Annotated in this window: 16 protein-coding genes and 1 pseudogene; 10 read left to right on the forward strand and 7 right to left on the reverse strand. The window is 73.9% G+C overall.

The window, feature by feature from the left end:
- The first annotated feature begins 38 nt into the window (after positions 1-38).
- On the forward strand, positions 39-512 hold the full coding sequence (locus QRT03_RS30190) for a GtrA family protein (RefSeq protein ID WP_286056880.1): 474 nt from the start codon (positions 39-41) through the stop codon (positions 510-512).
- Between the two features lie 62 nt (positions 513-574).
- On the opposite strand, the gene QRT03_RS30195 is transcribed toward QRT03_RS30190, so the two are convergent.
- The gene (locus QRT03_RS30195; RefSeq protein WP_286056881.1) at positions 575-1,855 is read right to left on the reverse strand and encodes an ATP-binding protein; all 1,281 of its coding nucleotides are present in this window, start codon (positions 1,853-1,855) and stop codon (positions 575-577) included.
- 12 nt (positions 1,856-1,867) lie between these two features.
- The gene (locus tag QRT03_RS30200; protein ID WP_286056882.1) at positions 1,868-2,542 is read right to left on the reverse strand and encodes a response regulator transcription factor; all 675 of its coding nucleotides are present in this window, start codon (positions 2,540-2,542) and stop codon (positions 1,868-1,870) included.
- A gap of 62 nt (positions 2,543-2,604) precedes the next feature.
- On the opposite strand from QRT03_RS30200, the gene QRT03_RS30205 reads away from it, so the two are divergent.
- A complete protein-coding gene (locus QRT03_RS30205) occupies positions 2,605-3,396 on the forward strand; it encodes an inositol monophosphatase family protein (protein ID WP_286056883.1) in 792 nt (263 codons plus the stop codon).
- On the opposite strand, the gene QRT03_RS30210 is transcribed toward QRT03_RS30205, so the two are convergent.
- The 3 genes from QRT03_RS30210 to QRT03_RS30220 all read right to left on the reverse strand — a co-directional run bounded on the left by QRT03_RS30210 (position 3,383) and on the right by QRT03_RS30220 (position 5,312).
- Positions 3,383-3,628, reverse strand: coding sequence for a hypothetical protein (locus QRT03_RS30210; protein ID WP_286056884.1), 246 nt, complete (start codon positions 3,626-3,628; stop codon positions 3,383-3,385). The two genes, QRT03_RS30205 and QRT03_RS30210, sit on opposite strands and share 14 nt — an antisense overlap.
- Before the next feature lie 52 nt (positions 3,629-3,680).
- Entirely contained in the window at positions 3,681-4,382 is a 702-nt protein-coding gene (locus QRT03_RS30215) for a PH domain-containing protein (RefSeq protein ID WP_286056885.1), read from the reverse strand.
- A gap of 87 nt (positions 4,383-4,469) precedes the next feature.
- On the reverse strand, positions 4,470-5,312 hold the full coding sequence (locus tag QRT03_RS30220) for a biotin--[acetyl-CoA-carboxylase] ligase (RefSeq protein WP_286056886.1): 843 nt from the start codon (positions 5,310-5,312) through the stop codon (positions 4,470-4,472).
- 81 nt (positions 5,313-5,393) lie between these two features.
- Between QRT03_RS30220 and QRT03_RS30225 the strand changes: the two genes are divergently transcribed.
- The 3 genes from QRT03_RS30225 to QRT03_RS30235 all read left to right on the forward strand — a co-directional run bounded on the left by QRT03_RS30225 (position 5,394) and on the right by QRT03_RS30235 (position 8,015).
- A complete protein-coding gene (locus tag QRT03_RS30225; protein ID WP_286056887.1) occupies positions 5,394-7,037 on the forward strand; it encodes an acyl-CoA carboxylase subunit beta in 1,644 nt (547 codons plus the stop codon).
- Entirely contained in the window at positions 7,034-7,267 is a 234-nt protein-coding gene (locus QRT03_RS30230) for an acyl-CoA carboxylase subunit epsilon (RefSeq protein WP_286056888.1), read from the forward strand. Before QRT03_RS30225 ends, QRT03_RS30230 begins: the two co-directional genes overlap by 4 nt.
- A gap of 115 nt (positions 7,268-7,382) precedes the next feature.
- Positions 7,383-8,015 (forward strand): Maf family protein, encoded by a 633-nt coding sequence (locus QRT03_RS30235; RefSeq protein WP_286056889.1) that lies wholly within the window; start codon positions 7,383-7,385, stop codon positions 8,013-8,015.
- Here the strand turns inward: QRT03_RS30235 and QRT03_RS30240 are convergent.
- Positions 7,981-8,787, reverse strand: a complete 807-nt coding sequence (locus tag QRT03_RS30240; protein WP_286056890.1) for a hypothetical protein — start codon at positions 8,785-8,787, stop codon at positions 7,981-7,983. The two genes, QRT03_RS30235 and QRT03_RS30240, sit on opposite strands and share 35 nt — an antisense overlap.
- Positions 8,788-9,018: 231 nt before the next feature.
- Here QRT03_RS30240 and QRT03_RS30245 point away from each other — a divergent pair, with 231 nt between their 5' ends.
- From QRT03_RS30245 to QRT03_RS30255, 3 genes and pseudogenes are all read left to right on the forward strand, one after another.
- On the forward strand, positions 9,019-10,824 hold the full coding sequence (locus QRT03_RS30245; protein ID WP_286056891.1) for an acetyl/propionyl/methylcrotonyl-CoA carboxylase subunit alpha: 1,806 nt from the start codon (positions 9,019-9,021) through the stop codon (positions 10,822-10,824).
- An 83-nt stretch (positions 10,825-10,907) separates the two neighbouring features.
- Entirely contained in the window at positions 10,908-11,363 is a 456-nt protein-coding gene (locus QRT03_RS30250; protein ID WP_286056892.1) for a DUF1707 SHOCT-like domain-containing protein, read from the forward strand.
- Positions 11,364-11,499: 136 nt separating this feature from the next.
- A pseudogene (locus QRT03_RS30255) lies at positions 11,500-12,942 on the forward strand (DHA2 family efflux MFS transporter permease subunit); the annotation flags it as partial.
- A 515-nt stretch (positions 12,943-13,457) separates the two neighbouring features.
- On the opposite strand, the gene QRT03_RS30260 reads toward QRT03_RS30255, so the two are convergent.
- Complete coding sequence (locus QRT03_RS30260) at positions 13,458-15,125, reverse strand: glycerol-3-phosphate dehydrogenase/oxidase (RefSeq protein WP_286057014.1); 1,668 nt, start codon at positions 15,123-15,125, stop codon at positions 13,458-13,460.
- 419 nt (positions 15,126-15,544) lie between these two features.
- Here QRT03_RS30260 and QRT03_RS30265 point away from each other — a divergent pair, with 419 nt between their 5' ends.
- A complete protein-coding gene (locus QRT03_RS30265) occupies positions 15,545-16,276 on the forward strand; it encodes an MIP/aquaporin family protein (protein WP_286056893.1) in 732 nt (243 codons plus the stop codon).
- Positions 16,277-16,316: 40 nt separating this feature from the next.
- Positions 16,317-17,819 carry a glycerol kinase GlpK gene (gene glpK / locus QRT03_RS30270; protein ID WP_286056894.1) on the forward strand — a complete coding sequence of 501 codons (1,503 nt, stop codon included), beginning with the start codon at positions 16,317-16,319 and terminating at the stop codon, positions 17,817-17,819.
- Positions 17,820-17,837: the final 18 nt, after the last annotated feature.

Consider the following 17,837-nt stretch of genomic DNA (forward strand, 5'->3'; position numbering starts at 1 on the left):
TCGATCCCCCGGATCCACGCGTCCTAGACTCCTCGGCGATGGAGTCGACCGCCGTGACGCGCCTCGCGTCCACCTGGCACCGCCACGGCGAACTGGTGCGTTTCGCGGTCGTCGGCGCGAGCACCTTCGTCGTCGACACCGCGGTGTTCCTGCTGCTCAAGAGCACGATCCTGGAACCGAAGCCGGTCACCGCGAAGATCCTGGCCGTGCTCGTGGCGACCTTCGTCGGCTACGTCGCGAACCGCGAGTGGTCCTTCCGCGCCCGGGGAGGGCTGGCCCGCCGTCGTGAGGCCGTCCTGTACTTCGTCGTCTCCGGGGCGGCCCTCGCGGTCAACGCGGCGCCCCTGGGGGTCTCGCGGTACGTCCTCGACCTCGCGACGCCCGTGGTGTCGCCGGTCACCGAGCAGGTCGCGGACCTGGTGAGCGCGCAGGTCGTCGGCACCCTGCTCGCGATGGCGTTCCGCTGGTGGGCCTTCCGCCGCTGGGTGTTCCCGACGGCGCTGGCGGGCTGACGTCCCTCCGGGGTGTCAGCACTGCCCCCATGCTGACACTGGACGGCAGAGAAGCCGCAACGTCAGCGCGGTCCCGTGGCCGGCAGCGGCCGGGGCGACGCGACCGCCTGGTCGGTGCGCGGCACGGGCAGGAACAGCGCGAAGACGGCGGGCTTCGTCCGGGCCAGCTCGAGGCGCCCGCCGTCGGCCTCCACGAGGGCCCGCGCGAGGGCCAGCCCGACGCCGGTCGAGGCCGCCCCGGAGACGCCGCGGTCGAACACGTGGGGCGCGAGCTCGGAGGGCACCCCGTCGCCGTTGTCGGAGACCTCCACGACGATCGAGTCGTGGTCGGAGTGCCGCGCGGCGATGGTGATCGTCCCGGCGCCGTGGCGCAGCGCGTTGTCCACCAGCACCCCCAGGGCCTCGCGCAGCCGCGCCGAGGTCGCCCGCGCGACGAGCCCGTCGGCGACCCGCACGCGCACCGACCGCCCCTGCCCGTGCGCCGCGTCGTGCCACTCGTCGGCGACCGCGGTCAGCTCGCTCTCGAGCTCGAGCGGTGACGCGCTCGCCGCCCGGGCCGCCCGGGCCGAGCTCAGCAGTTCGTCGAGGACCTCGGCGAGCCGCTCGGCCTGCTCCAGCGCGGCGCCACCCTCCGCGGACACCTCCGGGTCGGGGTGGCTGGAGAGCTCGTCGAGGCGCAGCTGCAGCGCGGTCAGCCGGCTGCGCAGCTGGTGGGAGACGTCCCCGACCAGGTCCCGCTCACGCTGGACCAGCTCGGCGAGGGCCACGGCCGAGGAGTCCAGGACCTCGGCCACCCGGTCGAGCTCGGGGATGCCGTGGCGCAGCGGGGCCTGCCGGAAGTCGCCGGCACCGAGCCGGGCCGCGCGGCCCGCGACCTGCTGCAGCGGGTCGGCGAGACGGCGGGCGGTGAGGGTCGCGACCACCGCCCCGACCGCCACCGACAGCACGATCGCGGCCAGCACCAGGGCCGTGGCCTGCAGCTGCCGGGCCCGCATCTCCGCGGACGGTTCCGCGAGCACGGCCGACCCGTTGATGCCGAACAACGCGGTCTCCGAGACCTGGTCCACGTCCGAGGGGTCGCCGATCGCGCTGGTGCCCCGCGGGGTGCGCACCACCAGCGAGCCTCCGGGCGGCACCGCGATCGCCACCGCGGACAGGTCAACCGGCCGGTCGGACTGCAGCTGCGTGTCCAGCGTGTTGACCACCTGACGCAGCCGGCCGGCCAGCTCGGCGTGCGTGAAGTCCTCGACGAGGCGCCACGTCGTCAGGGCGAGCGGCCCCCCGAGGACGGTGACGGTGATCGCGACGACGAGCAGGGTCGAGACGAGGATCCGGCGGCGCACGGAGAAGCAGGCCTACGTGTTGAAGCGAAACCCGACCCCGCGCACGGTCGAGATCCGCTTCCCGCCGGACGGGCCGCCGTCGGTGTCGCCGAGCTTGCGGCGCAGCCAGGACATGTGCATGTCCAGCGTCTTCGACGTCTTCATCTCGGGGTCGTTCCAGACCTCCCGGAGGATCTCCTCGCGGGACACGACCTGCCCGGCGTGTGCGAGCAGCACCCGGAGCAGCTCGAACTCCTTGTTCGCCAGGCCCACCTCGACGCCGTCGACCAGCACGCGGCGCGCGGACGGCTCCATCCGCACCCCGCCCGCGTCCAGGATCTCCGGCGCCCGCCGCCGCAGCAGCGCCCGCACCCGCGCCAGCAGCTCCGCGAGCCGGAACGGCTTGCCGACGTAGTCGTCGGCGCCGGCGTCGAGGCCGACCACGAAGTCCACCTCGTCGGTGCGCGCGGTCAGCATCAGCACGGGCAGGTCGGGCTTGCCGGCGCGCACCCGCCGGCAGACCTCGAGCCCGTCCATCCCGGGGAGCCCGAGGTCGAGCACCATGAGGTCGACCTCGCGGTCGCCAGCCCGGGTCACCGCGGACGGACCGTCGTCGACCACGTCCACCTCGTAGCCCTCGCGGGAGAGGGCGCGGGACAGCGGTCCGGCGATCGCCGCATCGTCCTCGACGAGCAGCACGGTGGTCATGAACGACCAGCGTAGACCGCTGCGGACGGCCCCGGCGTGCGGACGCCCGGCAGGATGAGGGCGTGACCGACGACCTCCAGCCGGACCTCGCCCTCGCCCTCCGCATCGCCGACGCGGCCGACCGCGTGACGTCGTCCCGGTTCCGCGCGAGCGACCTGCGCGTCGACCGCAAGCCGGACCGCACCCCGGTCACCGACGCCGACGTCGCGACCGAGGACGAGGTGCGCCGGATCCTCGCCGCGGAGCGTCCGGACGACGCCGTGCTCGGCGAGGAGCGCGGGGGCGACACCACGGCCACCCGGCACTGGATCGTCGACCCGATCGACGGCACCAAGAACTACTCCCGCGGCGTCCCGGTCTTCGCGACGCTGCTCGCGCTCGTCGTCGACGGCGACCCGGTGGTGGGCGTGGTCAGCGCTCCCGCGCTGGGCCGGCGCTGGTGGGCGGCGCGCGGGCGGGGTGCGTTCACCTCCGACGTGGCCCGCGGGATCGAGGCGGCGCCCCTGGCCGTCTCCGGGGTCGCCGACCTCGCCGACGCCTACGTCTCCACCACCGATCTCGACTACTGGCGCGAGATCGGCGCCCGCGACCGCTGGATCGCCCTCACCGAGGCCACCTGGGAGAGCCGCGCGTTCGGCGACTTCCACCACCACGTGCTGGTCGCGGAGGGGCTGCTGGACGCCGCCGTCGAGCCCGGCGCCAGCGCCTGGGACCTGGCCGCACCCGCCGTCGTCGTCCGCGAGGCCGGGGGCCGGCTGACCGACTTCACCGGCGCCGACCGCATCGACGCCGGGGAGGCCCTGTCCACCAACGGCGCGCTGCACGACACCGTCCTCGGCGTCATCCGGCCCTGAGCGCACCCCGCATCATCTGGGTCCAGGCCAGCCGGCCGAAGAGGGCGAAGCACGCGGCCGACTCCTCGTCGAACCGCGTCCACGAGTACCGCTCGCCGCCCTCCCACCAGTAGAGCTCCCACGTCGCCTCCGGCCCGGGGTGCACGCACCACGTCCGGTCGGCGTCCGCGGGCGGCTCCCCGACGACGAGGGTGGCCGGGGACAGCCCCAGCGCCTCGATCCATCCCGGCAACGCGTCGACTCCCACACCGGTGCTGACGCCGGCCGGCGTCGATCGGTTCCGATCACCGCCCGGCGGGCAGCTCCCGGCGTCGGGCCGAGAGGCGACGCAGGCGCGGGAAGCGGCTCGGCTCGGCGTCCTCCCACTCGGCGTCGACGACGTCCTCGTCGGGAGCGCCGGGACCGTCGGGCTCGTCGTCGTCCCAGGCCTCGTCCTCGGGTCCGTCGTCCTCGTCGTCCTCGTCGTCGTCGAAGGTCCCCCAGCGGTCCGGGTCGAGCCCGCCGCGGCGCTCGGCCATCCGCTCGACCTCGGCGGCGACCCGGACGATGCGGGCGAGACCGTCGAAGCGCCACGGCTCGCGGGCGTCGTCGACCCCCACCACGAGGGTCCCGGCGCCGAGCAGGCGGTCCGCGCCCGAGCGCACCGTGCGGACCGAGGTGATCGAGCGGCCCACGACGACGATGCCCGTCCGGGAGAACACGCCCTCGCGGACCAGGATGCGGCGGTCGGTGACGACGAAGTGGGTGGCCCGCCAGCGGGTGGCGGGCGCGAGCGAGAACCAGCCTACGACGCCGACCGCGACGACGCCGACCGCGACCAGCACCGCGAGGAACCACGGCGTCGGGCGGGCCACGGCCACCAGCCACGCCCCGACGAAGGCGACCACCGGCGGCAGGACGGCGGGCAGCACCAGCATCCGCCAGTGCGGCCGGACGTGGACGGACACGCGCTCGCCGGCCACGAGGAGTCGCTCCGGGTACGCCACTGCCCGACCCCCTCCCGACCGCGGTGCGCCGATCGAGGGTATCCGCGGACCGGGCCGGATCCGAGTGCCGCGCCGCGCCGGCGGGGCTCAGACCGCCCGGACGTGCACCACGTCGCCCGCGGAGACCGTCGTGTGCCCGCCGTCGGCGTCGCGGACCACGAGCCGGCCGTCGTCGTCGAGGTCCTCGGCGGTACCGAGCAGTTCGCGGTCGCCCGGCAGCGACACCCGCACCTCGCGCCCGAGCGTGGCGCAGCGGCGCCGGTACCCCTCGAGCAGGCCGGCGCGGGCGGCGTCGCCCCGGGCGGCGCGCCAGTCGTCGTCGAGCGAGGCGAGCACCGCGAGGACGTCCCCGAGCACGTCCGGCCGGGTCCGGCGCACGCTCTGCGCGAGCAGCGACGTCCCGCCCTCGGGCAGCTCGGCCTCCGGGGTCGACACGTTGATCCCGATCCCGACGACGAGGGCGTTCCCCTCCGGCCCGCCCGGCACGACCTCGGCCAGGATGCCCGCGCCCTTGCGCTGGTCCGGGCCCAGCAGCAGGTCGTTCGGCCACTTCAGGGCGGCCTCGAGGGTCGCGACGGAGGCCGGGGCCCGGTAGTCCTCCATCGCCACGACGAGGGCGAGCCCGGCGAGCAGCGGCGCCCAGCCCCACTGCGCGGCCGGCACCTGCGTGGGCCGCAGCAGCACCGAGAAGGTCAGGCCCTCGCCGGCCCCGGACTCCCACGTGCGCTCGCGACGCCCGCGCCCGGCCTGCTGGTGGTGGGCGACGAGCACGGTGCGGTCGGGGGCGCCGTCCGCGGCCGCGGCGGCCAGGTCGGCGTTCGTCGAGCCCGTGGCGTCCACCACGTCCAGCCGCGCCCAGGGCCCGGTCGGCGCGACGGCGGTGGTCTGCAGGGCCGCCCAGGCGGCGGCGTCGCGAAGTCCCGGCTGCACCCGGGGACCGTATCGTCCGTCCCCCGACGTGCCCGGCGTCACGCGGCTGCACCGCCCGAGGGATGGATATGGTCCGCGACCATGACCGCCGCGACGAAGCCGCCGCCCGAGCCCGACGAGGCCGCGGACGAACCCGACGTCCACACCTCCGCCGGCAAGCTGGCGGACTGGCACCGGCGCCAGGACGACGTCGTGCACGCCGGCTCCGAGCGGGCCGTCGAGCGCCAGCACGCCAAGGGCCGCAAGACCGCCCGGGAGCGCATCGACCTCCTGCTCGACGAGGGCAGCTTCCTCGAGTTCGACGCGATGGCCCGGCACCGCTCCACCAACTTCGGTCTGGAGGCGAACCGGCCCTACGGCGACGGCGTCGTCACCGGCCAGGGCACCGTCGACGGCCGGCCGGTCTGCGTCTTCTCCCAGGACGCCACCGTCTTCGGCGGCGCGCTCGGCGAGGTCTACGGCGAGAAGATCGTCAAGGTCATGGACGTGGCCATGAAGATCGGCTGCCCCGTCATCGGCATCAACGACGGCGGCGGCGCGCGCATCCAGGAGGGCGTGGTCGCGCTCGGGCTCTACGGCGAGATCTTCCGCCGGAACTCGCACGCCTCCGGCGTCGTCCCGCAGATCTCGCTGGTGATGGGCCCGGCCGCCGGCGGCGCCGTCTACTCCCCCGCGCTGACCGACTTCACGATCATGGTCGACGAGACGTCGTTCATGTTCATCACCGGACCCGACGTCATCAAGACCGTCACCGGTGAGGACGTCGAGTTCGAGACGCTCGGCGGGGCCCGCACGCACAACACCACGTCGGGCAACGCGCACTACCTCGCCTCCGACGAGGACGACGCGATCGCCTACGTGCAGGAGCTGCTGGGCTACCTGCCGTCGAACAACCTCTCCGAGCCGCCGCGACTGGCGGCGGACGAGGAGACCGGCGCGGTGGAGGAGAACCTCTCCGAGGTCGACCTCGAGCTCGACGGGCTCGTGCCGGACTCCCCGAACCAGCCCTACGACATCCGCGAGGTGATCCGGCGGGTCGTGGACGACGAGGAGTTCCTGGAGGTCCAGGAGCTGTACGCGTCGAACATGGTCGTGGGGTACGGGCGCGTCGAGGGCCGCGCGGTCGGCGTCGTCGCGAACCAGCCGACCCAGCTCGCCGGCTGCCTCGACATCGGCGCCAGCGAGAAGGCCGCACGCTTCGTGCGCACCTGCGACGCGTTCAACATCCCGGTGCTGACCTTCGTCGACGTCCCGGGATTCCTGCCCGGCACCGACCAGGAGTACAACGGCATCATCCGCCGCGGCGCGAAGCTGATCTACGCCTACGCCGAGGCGACGGTCCCGCTGATCACGATCATCTGCCGCAAGGCCTACGGCGGCGCCTACGACGTCATGGGCTCCAAGCACCTCGGCGCGGACCTCAACCTCGCGTGGCCGACCGCGCAGATCGCCGTCACCGGCGCGTCCGGCGCGGTGAGCATCCTGTACCGCAAGGAGCTCAAGAAGGTCGAGGACGAGGGCGGTGACGTCGAGGCGCGCCGCGCGGAGCTGCAGCAGGAGTACGAGGACACCCTCGCCAACCCCTACGTCGCGGCCGAGCGCGGTTACGTCGACGCGGTCGTCCCGCCGTCGTGGACGCGCGGCTACGTCGCCCGTGCCCTGCGCTCGTTCTCGACCAAGCGCGAGACGCTGCCGGCCAAGAAGCACGGGAACATCCCGCTGTGACCGGCCCGGAGGAGGAGACACCGGCCCGTCCGGTGCTGCGCATCGTCCGCGGTGACCCGTCGCCCGAGGAGGTGGCCGCGCTGACCGTCGTGCTCGCGGCGGCCTCGGGTGGGGGCGGCGAGCCGGAGGACACCGGTCCGCGGTCGGTCTGGAACGAGCGCGAGTCGCTGGTGCGGCGGCCGCTCTCGCCGGGCCCGGGAGCGTGGCGGGCGTCGGCGCTGCCGCGCTGAGGCCATTCGATCCGAGCGAACGGCACTCTCGCGCGCATAGACGCTGCGAGGGTGCCGCTCGCTCGACTCCGGCCGACGCTGCCGCGGCAGGGTCCGCCGCCTAGGGTCGCGGGCCGTGCGACTGGTTCTCGGCTCCGCGTCCCCCGCCCGCCTCGGTGTGCTCCGATCGGCGGGGGTGGACCCCGACGTCATCGTCTCGGAGGTCGACGAGGACGCCCTGCTCACGGAGCTCGGCGACGCGACGCCCGCCGAGAAGGTCACCGCGCTGGCCATCGCGAAGGCCCGCGCGGTCGCCTCGCAGGTGCCGACCGAGGAGGGCGACGTCGTCGTCGTCGGGTGCGACTCGATGCTCGACATCGACGGCGAGCTGGTCGGCAAGCCGCACACCGTGGAGAACGCCCGGGCGCGCTGGGAGCGCATGGCGGGCCGGCACGGTGAGCTCGTCACCGGCCACGCCCTCGTCCGGCTGCGCGGCGGGGTGGCCGACGCCGAGATCTCCGGACACGCGACCACGTTCGTCACCTTCGCCGAGCCCTCCCCCGCCGCGCTGGACGCCTACCTGGCGTCGGGCGAGCCGTTGCAGGTCGCAGGCGCGTTCACGCTCGACGGCCTGGGCGGCTGGCTGGTGGAGGGCATCCAGGGCGACCCGTCCAACGTCATCGGGATCAGCCTGCCGCTCGTGCGCCGGCTGCTCGCCGAGCTCGGGATCGAGGTCAGCGACCTGTGGCGGGCCCCGGCGACGGGCTGACCCGCGCCCCGGGCGGACCCGCGGCCGGCGGGGCGGCCGCCCGGCCCGGCGTCGGCGGTGGAGCGGCCCCGGCATCCGAGGACAGCGAGCGCACGACGCGGTCGGCGGCGCCGGCATCGGCGGGCTGGGTGCGCCCCGGGGCCGCGACCGCCAGCAGCACGAGGCCGGGCTCGCCGCGGTCGCCCGCGACCGTCGTGACCCGCACGATCGTCCCGTCCGGCGCACGGCGCACAGAGGTGAACGCGTCCCGTCCGTCGAGCGGGCCGGCCTCGTCGGACACGGTGACGACGCGCCCGTCGTCGTCACCCCGGACGCCGTCGGTGAACGCGCCGACGAGCCGCCGGGCCTCGTCGCCGAGGGCGTCCTCCCCGAAGCCGCGGGCCGGGTCGAGGCGCCCGAGCAGGACGACGGCGCGGTCCTCCAGGGTGAGCACGGTGGGGAAGCGGCCGGGAGTGACCGGCACCAGGCCCTGGGTACGGGCGGGCTCCCACCCGGGCTGGAGCGCGACCGTCGCGCCGAGCGTCGGGTCGCCCAGCCGGCCGGGTCGGGTCGTCACCGGCGGCGCCGAGGCGGGGGCGGCGGCCGGCGAGGCCTGCGAGGCCTGCGGCGCGGGGCGCGCGTCCGCGAGGGTCCGCGCCTCGGAGCGGCGGGCGGACTCGCCGTCGGCACCGACCGCCGTCGCCACCGCGGCCACCGTGCCCGCGAGAGCCGCCACGGACGCGCACACGGCCACCGCGGGGCCCCACCATCGGCGGGAGCTGGGAGCGCTCATCGGTCGTCGACGGTAGCGACCGGCCGACGCCGCCCCGGAGCCGGGCGGGCGCTGTGGTCATGACCACCCAAGACGTGGTGTCGCGGGGGGCTCCGGGTGCGGGAGAGTCGCGAGAACGGTCACGGCCGACCGTTCGAGCAGCGCTCACCCGGACGGCCGTGCACGGCGGCCCTACACTGCGCCCGGCTCACCACGCCCGCACCGACGCGTTCGCCCAGGAGGCTCCAGACCATGGCTCCGCAGGCCCAGCAGGAAGCCCTGCACACCGTGCTCATCGCCAACCGCGGCGAGATCGCCGTCCGCGTGGCGCGGGCGTGCAGGGATGCGGGCCTCACCAGCGTCGCGGTGTACGCGGACCCGGACCGGGACGCACCGCACGTGCGCGTCGCCGACCAGGCCTACGGCCTCGGCGGGGAGACGGCGGCGGACTCCTACCTGAACATCGAGAAGATCATCGCCGCGGCCAAGGAGTCCGGCGCCAACGGCGTCCACCCGGGCTACGGCTTCCTCTCGGAGAACTCCGACTTCGCCCAGGCCGTCATCGACGCCGGGCTGATCTGGATCGGGCCGTCGCCGCAGGCCATCCGCGACCTCGGCGACAAGGTGACCGCCCGCAAGATCGCCGAGCGGGCCGGGGCGCCGCTGGTGCCGGGCACCAAGGACCCGGTCGCGGACGCCGACGAGGTCATCGCGTTCGCCGACGAGCACGGCCTGCCCGTGGCCATCAAGGCCGCGTTCGGCGGTGGCGGGCGCGGCATGCGCGTCGCCCGCGAGCGCGACGAGATCGCGGAGATGTTCGACGCCGCGGTGCGCGAGGCGGTCTCGGCGTTCGGCCGCGGCGAGTCGTTCGTGGAGCGCTACCTCGACCGGCCGCGCCACGTCGAGGCGCAGGTCCTCGCCGACCAGCACGGCAACTGCATCGTCGTCGGGACCCGCGACTGCTCGCTGCAGCGCCGCCACCAGAAGCTCGTCGAGGAGGCCCCCGCGCCGTTCCTGTCCGACGAGCAGCGCAAGCGCATCCACACCTCCGCCCGCGACATCTGCCTCGAGGCCGGCTACTCCGGCGCCGGCACCGTGGAGTTCCTGGTCGGCGAGGACGGCACGATCTCGTTCCTCGAGGTCAACACCCGCCTGCAGGTGGAGCACCCGGTCTCCGAGGAGACCAGCGGCCTGGACCTGGTCCGCGAGCAGTTCCGGATCGCGAACGGCGAGCAGCTGCGGATCACGGAGGACCCCGAGCCGCGCGGGCACTCCATCGAGTTCCGGCTCAACGGCGAGGACGCCGGGCGCGGCTTCCTGCCCGCGCCGGGCACCGTCACACGGTTCGTCGCGCCCTCCGGGCCGGGCGTGCGCGTGGACGCGGGCGTCGAGTCCGGCTCGGTCATCGGCGGGCAGTTCGACTCGATGGTCGGCAAGCTGATCGTCACCGGCGAGGACCGTCAGCAGGCGCTGGAGCGCTCGCGGCGCGCGCTGGACGAGATCGTCGTCGAGGGCCTCCCGACCGTCATCCCGTTCCACCGGCTCGTCGTCACCGACCCGGCGTTCACCGCGCCCGAGGGCGGCTCCTCGTTCACCGTGCACACCCGGTGGATCGAGACCGAGTGGGACAACACCGTCGAGCCGTACGTGGCCTCCGGCGAGGGGGACGACGAGGACGAGGTCGCGCCCCGGCAGACCGTGGTCGTCGAGGTCGGCGGCAAGCGGCTCGAGGTGTCGCTGCCGGGCGACCTCGCGATCGGTGGCGGCGGGGGCGGCGCGGCCGCTCCGGCGGCGAAGAAGAAGTCGCGCAAGCGCTCCGGCGGCGGCGCGAAGGTCTCCGGGGACGCCGTGACCTCGCCGATGCAGGGCACCGTCGTGAAGGTGGCGGTGTCCGAGGGCGACACGGTCGCGACCGGCGACCAGATCGTCGTCGTCGAGGCCATGAAGATGGAGAACCCGGTCACCGCGCACAAGGACGGGACGGTCACGGGCCTGAACGTCGAGGCCGGCGGGTCGGTGAACCAGGGCGCCGTGATCTGCGAGATCGCGGACGCGTAGTCGCCGGGGTGTCAGCAGTGCGGCCATGCTGACACCGGACGTCAGAAGAGCCACAACGTCGGCGGCCGCCTACCCTGGACCGGGTGGGCGAGCTGCGTATCGGCAACCGGGAGCGCGAGCTCGCGATGGCCGCGCTCGACGAGCACCTGCGCGAGGGCCGGCTCGAGCCCGGGGAGTACGCGGAACGCTCCGCGGTGGCGTCGACGGCGCGGGTGCGCTCCGAGCTCGACGCGCTGTTCGCGGACCTGCCGGCGCCGCACCCCGCCTACCCCGGGACCCGGCCCGTTCCCGACGACGGGTCGCCCGGCCCGGGCGGGCCGGTGACGGTCGACCCCGCACCGCCGCGGGAGGACCTGCCGGAGCTGGTGGCCCCGATCGGGGCACGCCTCGGCCGGCACGCGGGGGTCCTGTCGGCCCTGGCGCCGGTGCTCGCGGTGGTGCTGTTCGTCGTCACCGGGCTGCGCTTCCCGCAGGTGTTCCTGCTGGTCCCGGTGATGATCGGGGTGCTCGCCTACCTCGGCCACAAGCACGGCGGATGAGTTCCGCCGAGAGCGGAACCCGTCACTCCCGCCCGTAATGCGGTCGGAGGTTGTCAGGGGTCCGTGGTTGTCTGGGGACACGGCACCGACGCCGCCCCCGCTCTCCCCCTTCCTCCCCGGAAAGGTGCGTCACCCCATGGCCTCGGCTCCGACCACTCCGGACGCCCCGACGGCGGTCGACGACGCGTCCGTACCCGATCCGGGCAGCACCCGGGCCGGGGTGGTGATCGCGGTCCTCGTCGTGTCCGCGTTCGTCATGATCCTCAACGAGACGATCCTGTCCGTCGCGCTCAACGAGCTGACGCGGGACCTCGGGGTCTCCACCACGACGGTGCAGTGGCTCACCAGCGGCTTCCTGCTGACGATGGCGGTGGTCATCCCGACCACGGGGTACCTGCTCGAGCGGTTCACCCCGCGTCAGGTCTTCCTCGCCTCGCTGACCCTGTTCAGCCTCGGCACGCTGATCAGTGCCGTCGCCCCCGGGTTCGAGGTGCTGCTCGTCGGTCGCGTGGTGCAGGCCTGCGGCACCGCGGTGATGATCCCGCTGCTGATGACGTCGATCATGCGGCTGGTCCCGGACGACAGGCGCGGCTCGATGATGGGCACGATCTCGATCGTCATCGCCGTGGCGCCGGCCATCGGCCCGACGATCGGTGGCGCGGTGCTCGCCTCGCTCGGCTGGCGCTGGATGTTCTGGATCGTCCTGCCGCTCGCCGTCATCGCGCTGGTGCTGGGCGCCGTGCTCATGCGGCTGCCGTCGCAGACCCGCTCGGTCCCGCTGAGCCTGACCTCGGTCGTCCTGTCCGCGCTCGGCTTCGGCGGCATCCTGTACGGCTTCTCGACGATCGGGGAGTCCGGTGGCGGCCACCTGCCGCCGTGGGTGCCGCTGGTGATCGGCGCGGTCGCCCTGGTGCTGTTCGTGTGGCGCCAGCTGGTGCTCCAGCGCCGGGACGCCGCCCTGCTCGACCTGCGGCCGTTCACCTACCGCGCCTACGTCGTGTCCCTGGTGCTGGCGGCACTGCTGTTCATGGCCCTGCTGGGGGCGGCGGCGATCCTGCTGCCGCTCTACCTGCAGGCGGTGCTGCGCCAGGGCACGTTCGTCACCGGCCTCGCAGTGCTCCCGGGTGGTCTCGTGCTCGGCCTGCTGGGCCGGCCGGTGGGTTCGCTGTTCGACCGCTTCGGCGCCCGCCCGCTGGTGATCCCCGGGGCGGCGATGATGGCGATCTCGCTGTGGCTGTTCGCCACGCTCGGGGCGACGTCGCCGCTGTGGGCCGTGATCGTGATCCACGTCGTGCTGATGGCCGGCCTCGGTCTGATGATGACCCCGCTGATGACCTCGGCGCTGTCCACGCTGCCCGGCCCGCTGTACTCCCACGGCAGCGCGATCCTGGCGACGCTGCAGCAGGTCGCGGGGGCGTTCGGGACGGCGGCGTTCGTGACGATCGCGGCGCTGGGCTCGGCCGTCGCCGGGGGAACGCCGGACGCGCAGGGCCTGCGGATCGGGTTCATGGCGGCCGGTGTCGTCGGGGTGTTGGCCCTGGTCGTGTCGTTCTTCCTGCCGCGCAAGGTGGCCGCCTCGGACGACCTCGAGACGGCCGCGGACGCCCCGGAGGACGCGCCGGCCGACCCGCGGCGGGAGTCGGCGACGGCGGCGGTCCCGGCCGAGACGGACGACACGGCCGACTCCGGCGCGATCCCGGCTGCGGTCCTCGGCTCCGACGACTCGGCGGTGCTCGCGCCGCGGGTCGTCGGCCGGGTCGGGCTGGCTCGGGTGGGCGAGGCGTTCGTGACGCTCGTCGACGAGCACGGCGTCCAGCACGGCCGGGCCGAGACGGTCGACGGGTCGTACGACCTGGCGTTGCCGGGGTCCGGGGCCTGGCTGGTCGTGGTCAGCGCGCCGGGTCACGCCCCGCGCGCCGATCGCGTCGTCGCGGGCGGGCACACGTCCGAGCTGCGCCACGACGTCACGCTCGTCGGCTCCGAGCCCCTCGCCGACGACGCCCGCGCGCCGCAGCCCCTCGAGCCGCAGCGCGGCTGACACGCCGACCGCGGACGGCGCCACCCGGTGTGGTGGCGCCGCCCGGTCGTCCGGGCTCAGGCGGTGCCGAGGGCCTCGAGGTTCTCGCGGCGGGGGTCGGGCGCGGAGAGACGCAGCTTGTCGGCCTCCTCGTCGCTGTCGACCGACTGCGACCGGCGCTCGGCCTCGACCCGCTCCACGTACGAGCGGACCTCCTCGTCCCGGGTCTCCCGGCTCCACCCGAGCAGCGGCGCCATCTGGTCGGCCACCGACTCCGCCGAGTCGATGCCGCGGTGGGCGTACTCGATCGAGATCCGGGTCCGGCGGGTGAGGACGTCGTCGAGGTGCAGCGCGCCCTCGTAGGCGACCGCGTACGCGATCTCCACGCGCAGGTAGTCCGGCGAGCCGGGCACCGGTTCGCGCAGGGTCGGGTCGTCCTCGGTCATCGCGAGCAGGCCGTGCAGCAGCGAGCCGTAGCGGTCGAGCAGGTGCCGCACCCGGTGCGGGTGCAGGTCGTACTTCCGTCCGATGTGCTCGGCCTGGTTGACCAGCGCGAAGTAGCCGTCGGCCCCCATCAGCGGGACGCGGTCGGTGATCGACGGGGCCACGCGGGCGGGGATGTCCTGCACCGCCATGTCCAGGGCGTCCTTGGCCATCACGCGGTAGGTCGTGTACTTGCCGCCCGCGATCGACACCATGCCCGGCATCACCCGCGAGACCGCGTGCTCGCGCGAGAGCTTGGAGGTCTCCTCGCTCTCCCCGGCGAGCAGGGGCCGCAGGCCGGCGTAGACGCCCTCGATGTCGTCGTGGGTCAGCGGGGTGACCAGCACCGCGTTGATGTGCTCGAGCAGGTAGTCGATGTCGTGCCGGGTCGCCGCCGGGTGGGCCAGGTCGAGCCGCCAGCTGGTGTCGGTGGTCCCGACGATCCAGTGGTTGCGCCACGGGATGACGAACAGCACCGACTTCTCGGTCCGCAGGATCATCCCGACGTCCGAGGGGATCTTGTCGCGCGCGACGAGGAAGTGCACGCCCTTCGACGCGTTCACCTTGAACCGCCCACGGGTGCCCGCGGCGTGCTGCATCTGGTCGGTCCACACGCCGGTGCAGTTGACGACGACGTGCGCGCGCACGTCGGTCTCCCGGCCGGTCTCGACGTCGCGCACCCGCACCCCCGCGACCCGGTCGACCTCGTGCAGGAAGTCCACGACCTGGGTCGACGTGCGCACGACCGCCCCGTACTGCGCCGCGGTGCGCCCGACCATCATGGTGTGGCGGGCGTCGTCGGCCTGCGCGTCGTAGTAGCGCACCGCGCCGACCAGGGCGTCGCGCTTGAGCGCGGGCGCCATCCGCAGCGCGCCGGACCGGGTGAGCTGCTTCTGCTTGGGCAGCGAGCTCCTGCCGCCCATCGTGTCGTAGAGCGTGATGCCGGCGGTCACGTACGGCCGCTCCCACACGCTGTGGGTCAGCGGGTACAGGAACGGCACCGGCTTGATCAGGTGCGGGGCGAGGCGTGTCATGTTCAGCTCGCGCTCGGAGAGCGCCTCCCGGACCAGCCCGAAGTCGAGCTGCTCCAGGTAGCGCAGGCCACCGTGGAAGAGCTTCGACGACCGGCTCGAGGTACCCGCGGCGAGGTCACGGGCCTCGACGAGCGCGACCGAGAGCCCGCGGGTCGCGGCGTCGAGCGCGGCGCCGACGCCGACCACTCCTCCGCCCACGACGACGACGTCGAACTGCTCGTTCTGCAGGCGCTCCCACGACCGGGCGCGCTCGGCCGGTCCGAGCCGAGCGGGCTCGGTGACGGCGTCGAGCGACTCGGCCTCCGGGGCGCCGGCCCCCTGCGCCGCGGACTCGCTCGCGGCGGGGTCGGCGGACTTCGCAGCCACTGGAGGGCCTCCTCGTACGTTCGGTGTCTTCGCGGTGCTCCGTGCGGCGTAGCAGGACCCGGGACGCCCACGACCTGCGGCGACGTCCGGGGATGCCCGCGACGGCGTCGTTCACGCTACCCGCGGGAGGACCCTGCGCGCCGTCTCCGACCCACGGTCGACGGAAGCGCTTTCGCCCGAGCGTGCAGGGCATAGACACATGTGAGCCACGCGACTAGCGTCCGCCGCGCTCGTCGGTGCGGACCGGGCCCGCTCCCGAGAGCGCGACCAGGGGAGATGACGTGACACCGGTCCTCAGCGGCGGCGAGATCATCCTGTGGGAGTTCCTCGGGACGGCCGCACTGCTCCTGTTCGGCGTGGGCGTCGTGGCGAACGTGATCCTGCCGCGGTCCAACGCCGACGGGGACACGTCGCACTGGGTCCTGATCGTGATCGGCTGGGGCGTCGGTGTCCTCACCGGCGCGAGCATCGCCGACGCGACCGGCGGCCACATCAACCCCGCCGTCACGATCGGGCTGGCGATGGCCGGCAAGACCCCGTGGTCCGACGTGCCCTTCTACCTGATCGGCCAGTTCCTGGGCGCCTTCGTCGGCGCCACCCTCGCGTGGCTGGTCTACAAGCTCCAGTTCGACGAGAACCGCGAGCAGAACGAGGGGACGCTCGGGATCTTCTCCACCAACCCGCCGATCAAGAAGCCGGTGTGGAACCTGGTCAGCGAGACGATCGCGACGTTCTTCCTGGTCCTGTTCATCCTGGTCGCCCCGTACCAGTCGCCCGCGAACTACGCGGCCGTGACCGCGCTCGTCATCGGCATCGGCGCCGCGCTCGGCGGGCCGACCGGCTACGCCATCAACCCCGCCCGCGACCTCGGGCCGCGCGTCGCCTACGCCGTCCTGCCCATTCCCGGGAAGGGCAGCGCGGACTGGGGCTACTCGTGGGTGCCGATCATCGGGCCGATCATCGGCGCGGTCCTCGCGGGCCTGCTCTCCCTGGCCCTCCCCACCTACAGCTGACCCTCACCGTCCCCGACTCCCGAACAGGAGAGCAGGCCCGATGACCCAGTACGTCGCGGCGATCGACCAGGGCACCACGTCGACGCGGTGCATGATCTTCGACCACTCCGGGCGGGTCGTCGCCGTCGACCAGCTCGAGCACCAGCAGATCTTCCCGAGGGCCGGCTGGGTGGAGCACGACGCCGCCGAGATCTGGGGCAACACCCGGCAGGTGTGCGGCGGCGCGCTGGCGCGCGCCGACCTCGACGCGTCGAGCATCGCCGCCGTCGGGATCACCAACCAGCGCGAGACCACGGTCGTGTGGGACCGGGCCACCGGCGAGCCGATCCACAACGCGATCGTCTGGCAGGACACCCGCACCCAGGCGATCTGCGACGAGCTCGGGGCGCTCGGCGGTGGCGCGGAGCGCTACCGGGCGAAGACCGGCCTGCCGCTCGCCACGTACTTCGCGGGCCCGAAGGCGCGCTGGATCCTCGACAACGTCGAGGGCGCGCGGGAGCGGGCGGAGCGCGGCGAGCTCGCGTTCGGGACGATGGACACCTGGGTGCTGTGGAACGCCACCGGCGGCATCGAGGGCGGGCTGCACGTCACCGACCCGACGAACGCCTCCCGCACCCTGCTGATGAACATCGACACCCTGCAGTGGGACCCCGAGCTCTGCGAGGAGATCGGCGTCCCGATGTCGATGCTCCCGGAGATCCGCTCGTCGTCGGAGACCTACGGCCCGATCCGCGCCCGCGGCACGTTCCGGGACGTCCCGGTCGCCGGCATCCTCGGCGACCAGCAGGCCGCGACGTTCGGCCAGGCCTGCCTCGAGGTCGGCGAGGCCAAGAACACCTACGGCACCGGCAACTTCGTCCTGCTCAACACCGGCACCGAGAAGGTCGAGTCGAAGAACGGCCTGCTCACCACGGTCTGCTACAAGATCGGCGACCAGCCGCAGGTGTACGCGCTCGAGGGGTCGATCGCCGTCACCGGCTCGCTCGTGCAGTGGCTGCGCGACAACCTCGGCCTGATCTCCTCCGCGCCCGAGGTGGAGGACCTCGCCAAGTCGGTGGACGACAACGGCGGCGCGTACATCGTCCCCGCGTTCTCCGGCCTGTTCGCCCCGTACTGGCGCGCGGACGCCCGCGGCGTGGTCGTCGGGCTCACCCGGTACGTCAACAAGGGCCACATCGCCCGGGCCGTGCTCGAGGCGACGGCGTTCCAGACCCGCGAGGTCATCGACGCCATGAACGCCGACTCCGGCGTGCCGCTGACGACGCTCAAGGTCGACGGCGGGATGGTCGGCAACGAGGTCCTGATGCAGTTCCAGGCCGACCTGCTCGGCGTCGAGGTCGTCCGCCCGGTCGTCAGCGAGACGACCGCCCTCGGCGCGGCCTACGCGGCCGGGCTCGCGGTCGGCTTCTGGTCCTCGGAGCAGGACATCCGCGACAACTGGGCCCAGGACAAGGTCTGGGAGCCCTCGATGGACCCGGCCGAGCGCGACCGGCTCTACGAGGAGTGGAAGAAGGCGGTCACGCGGACCTTCGACTGGGCGTAGATCCTCTTCCCGACGGCG

This window comes from Actinomycetospora termitidis (assembly GCF_030286555.1).
GTDB classification, from domain to species: Bacteria; Actinomycetota; Actinomycetes; order Mycobacteriales; family Pseudonocardiaceae; genus Actinomycetospora; species Actinomycetospora termitidis.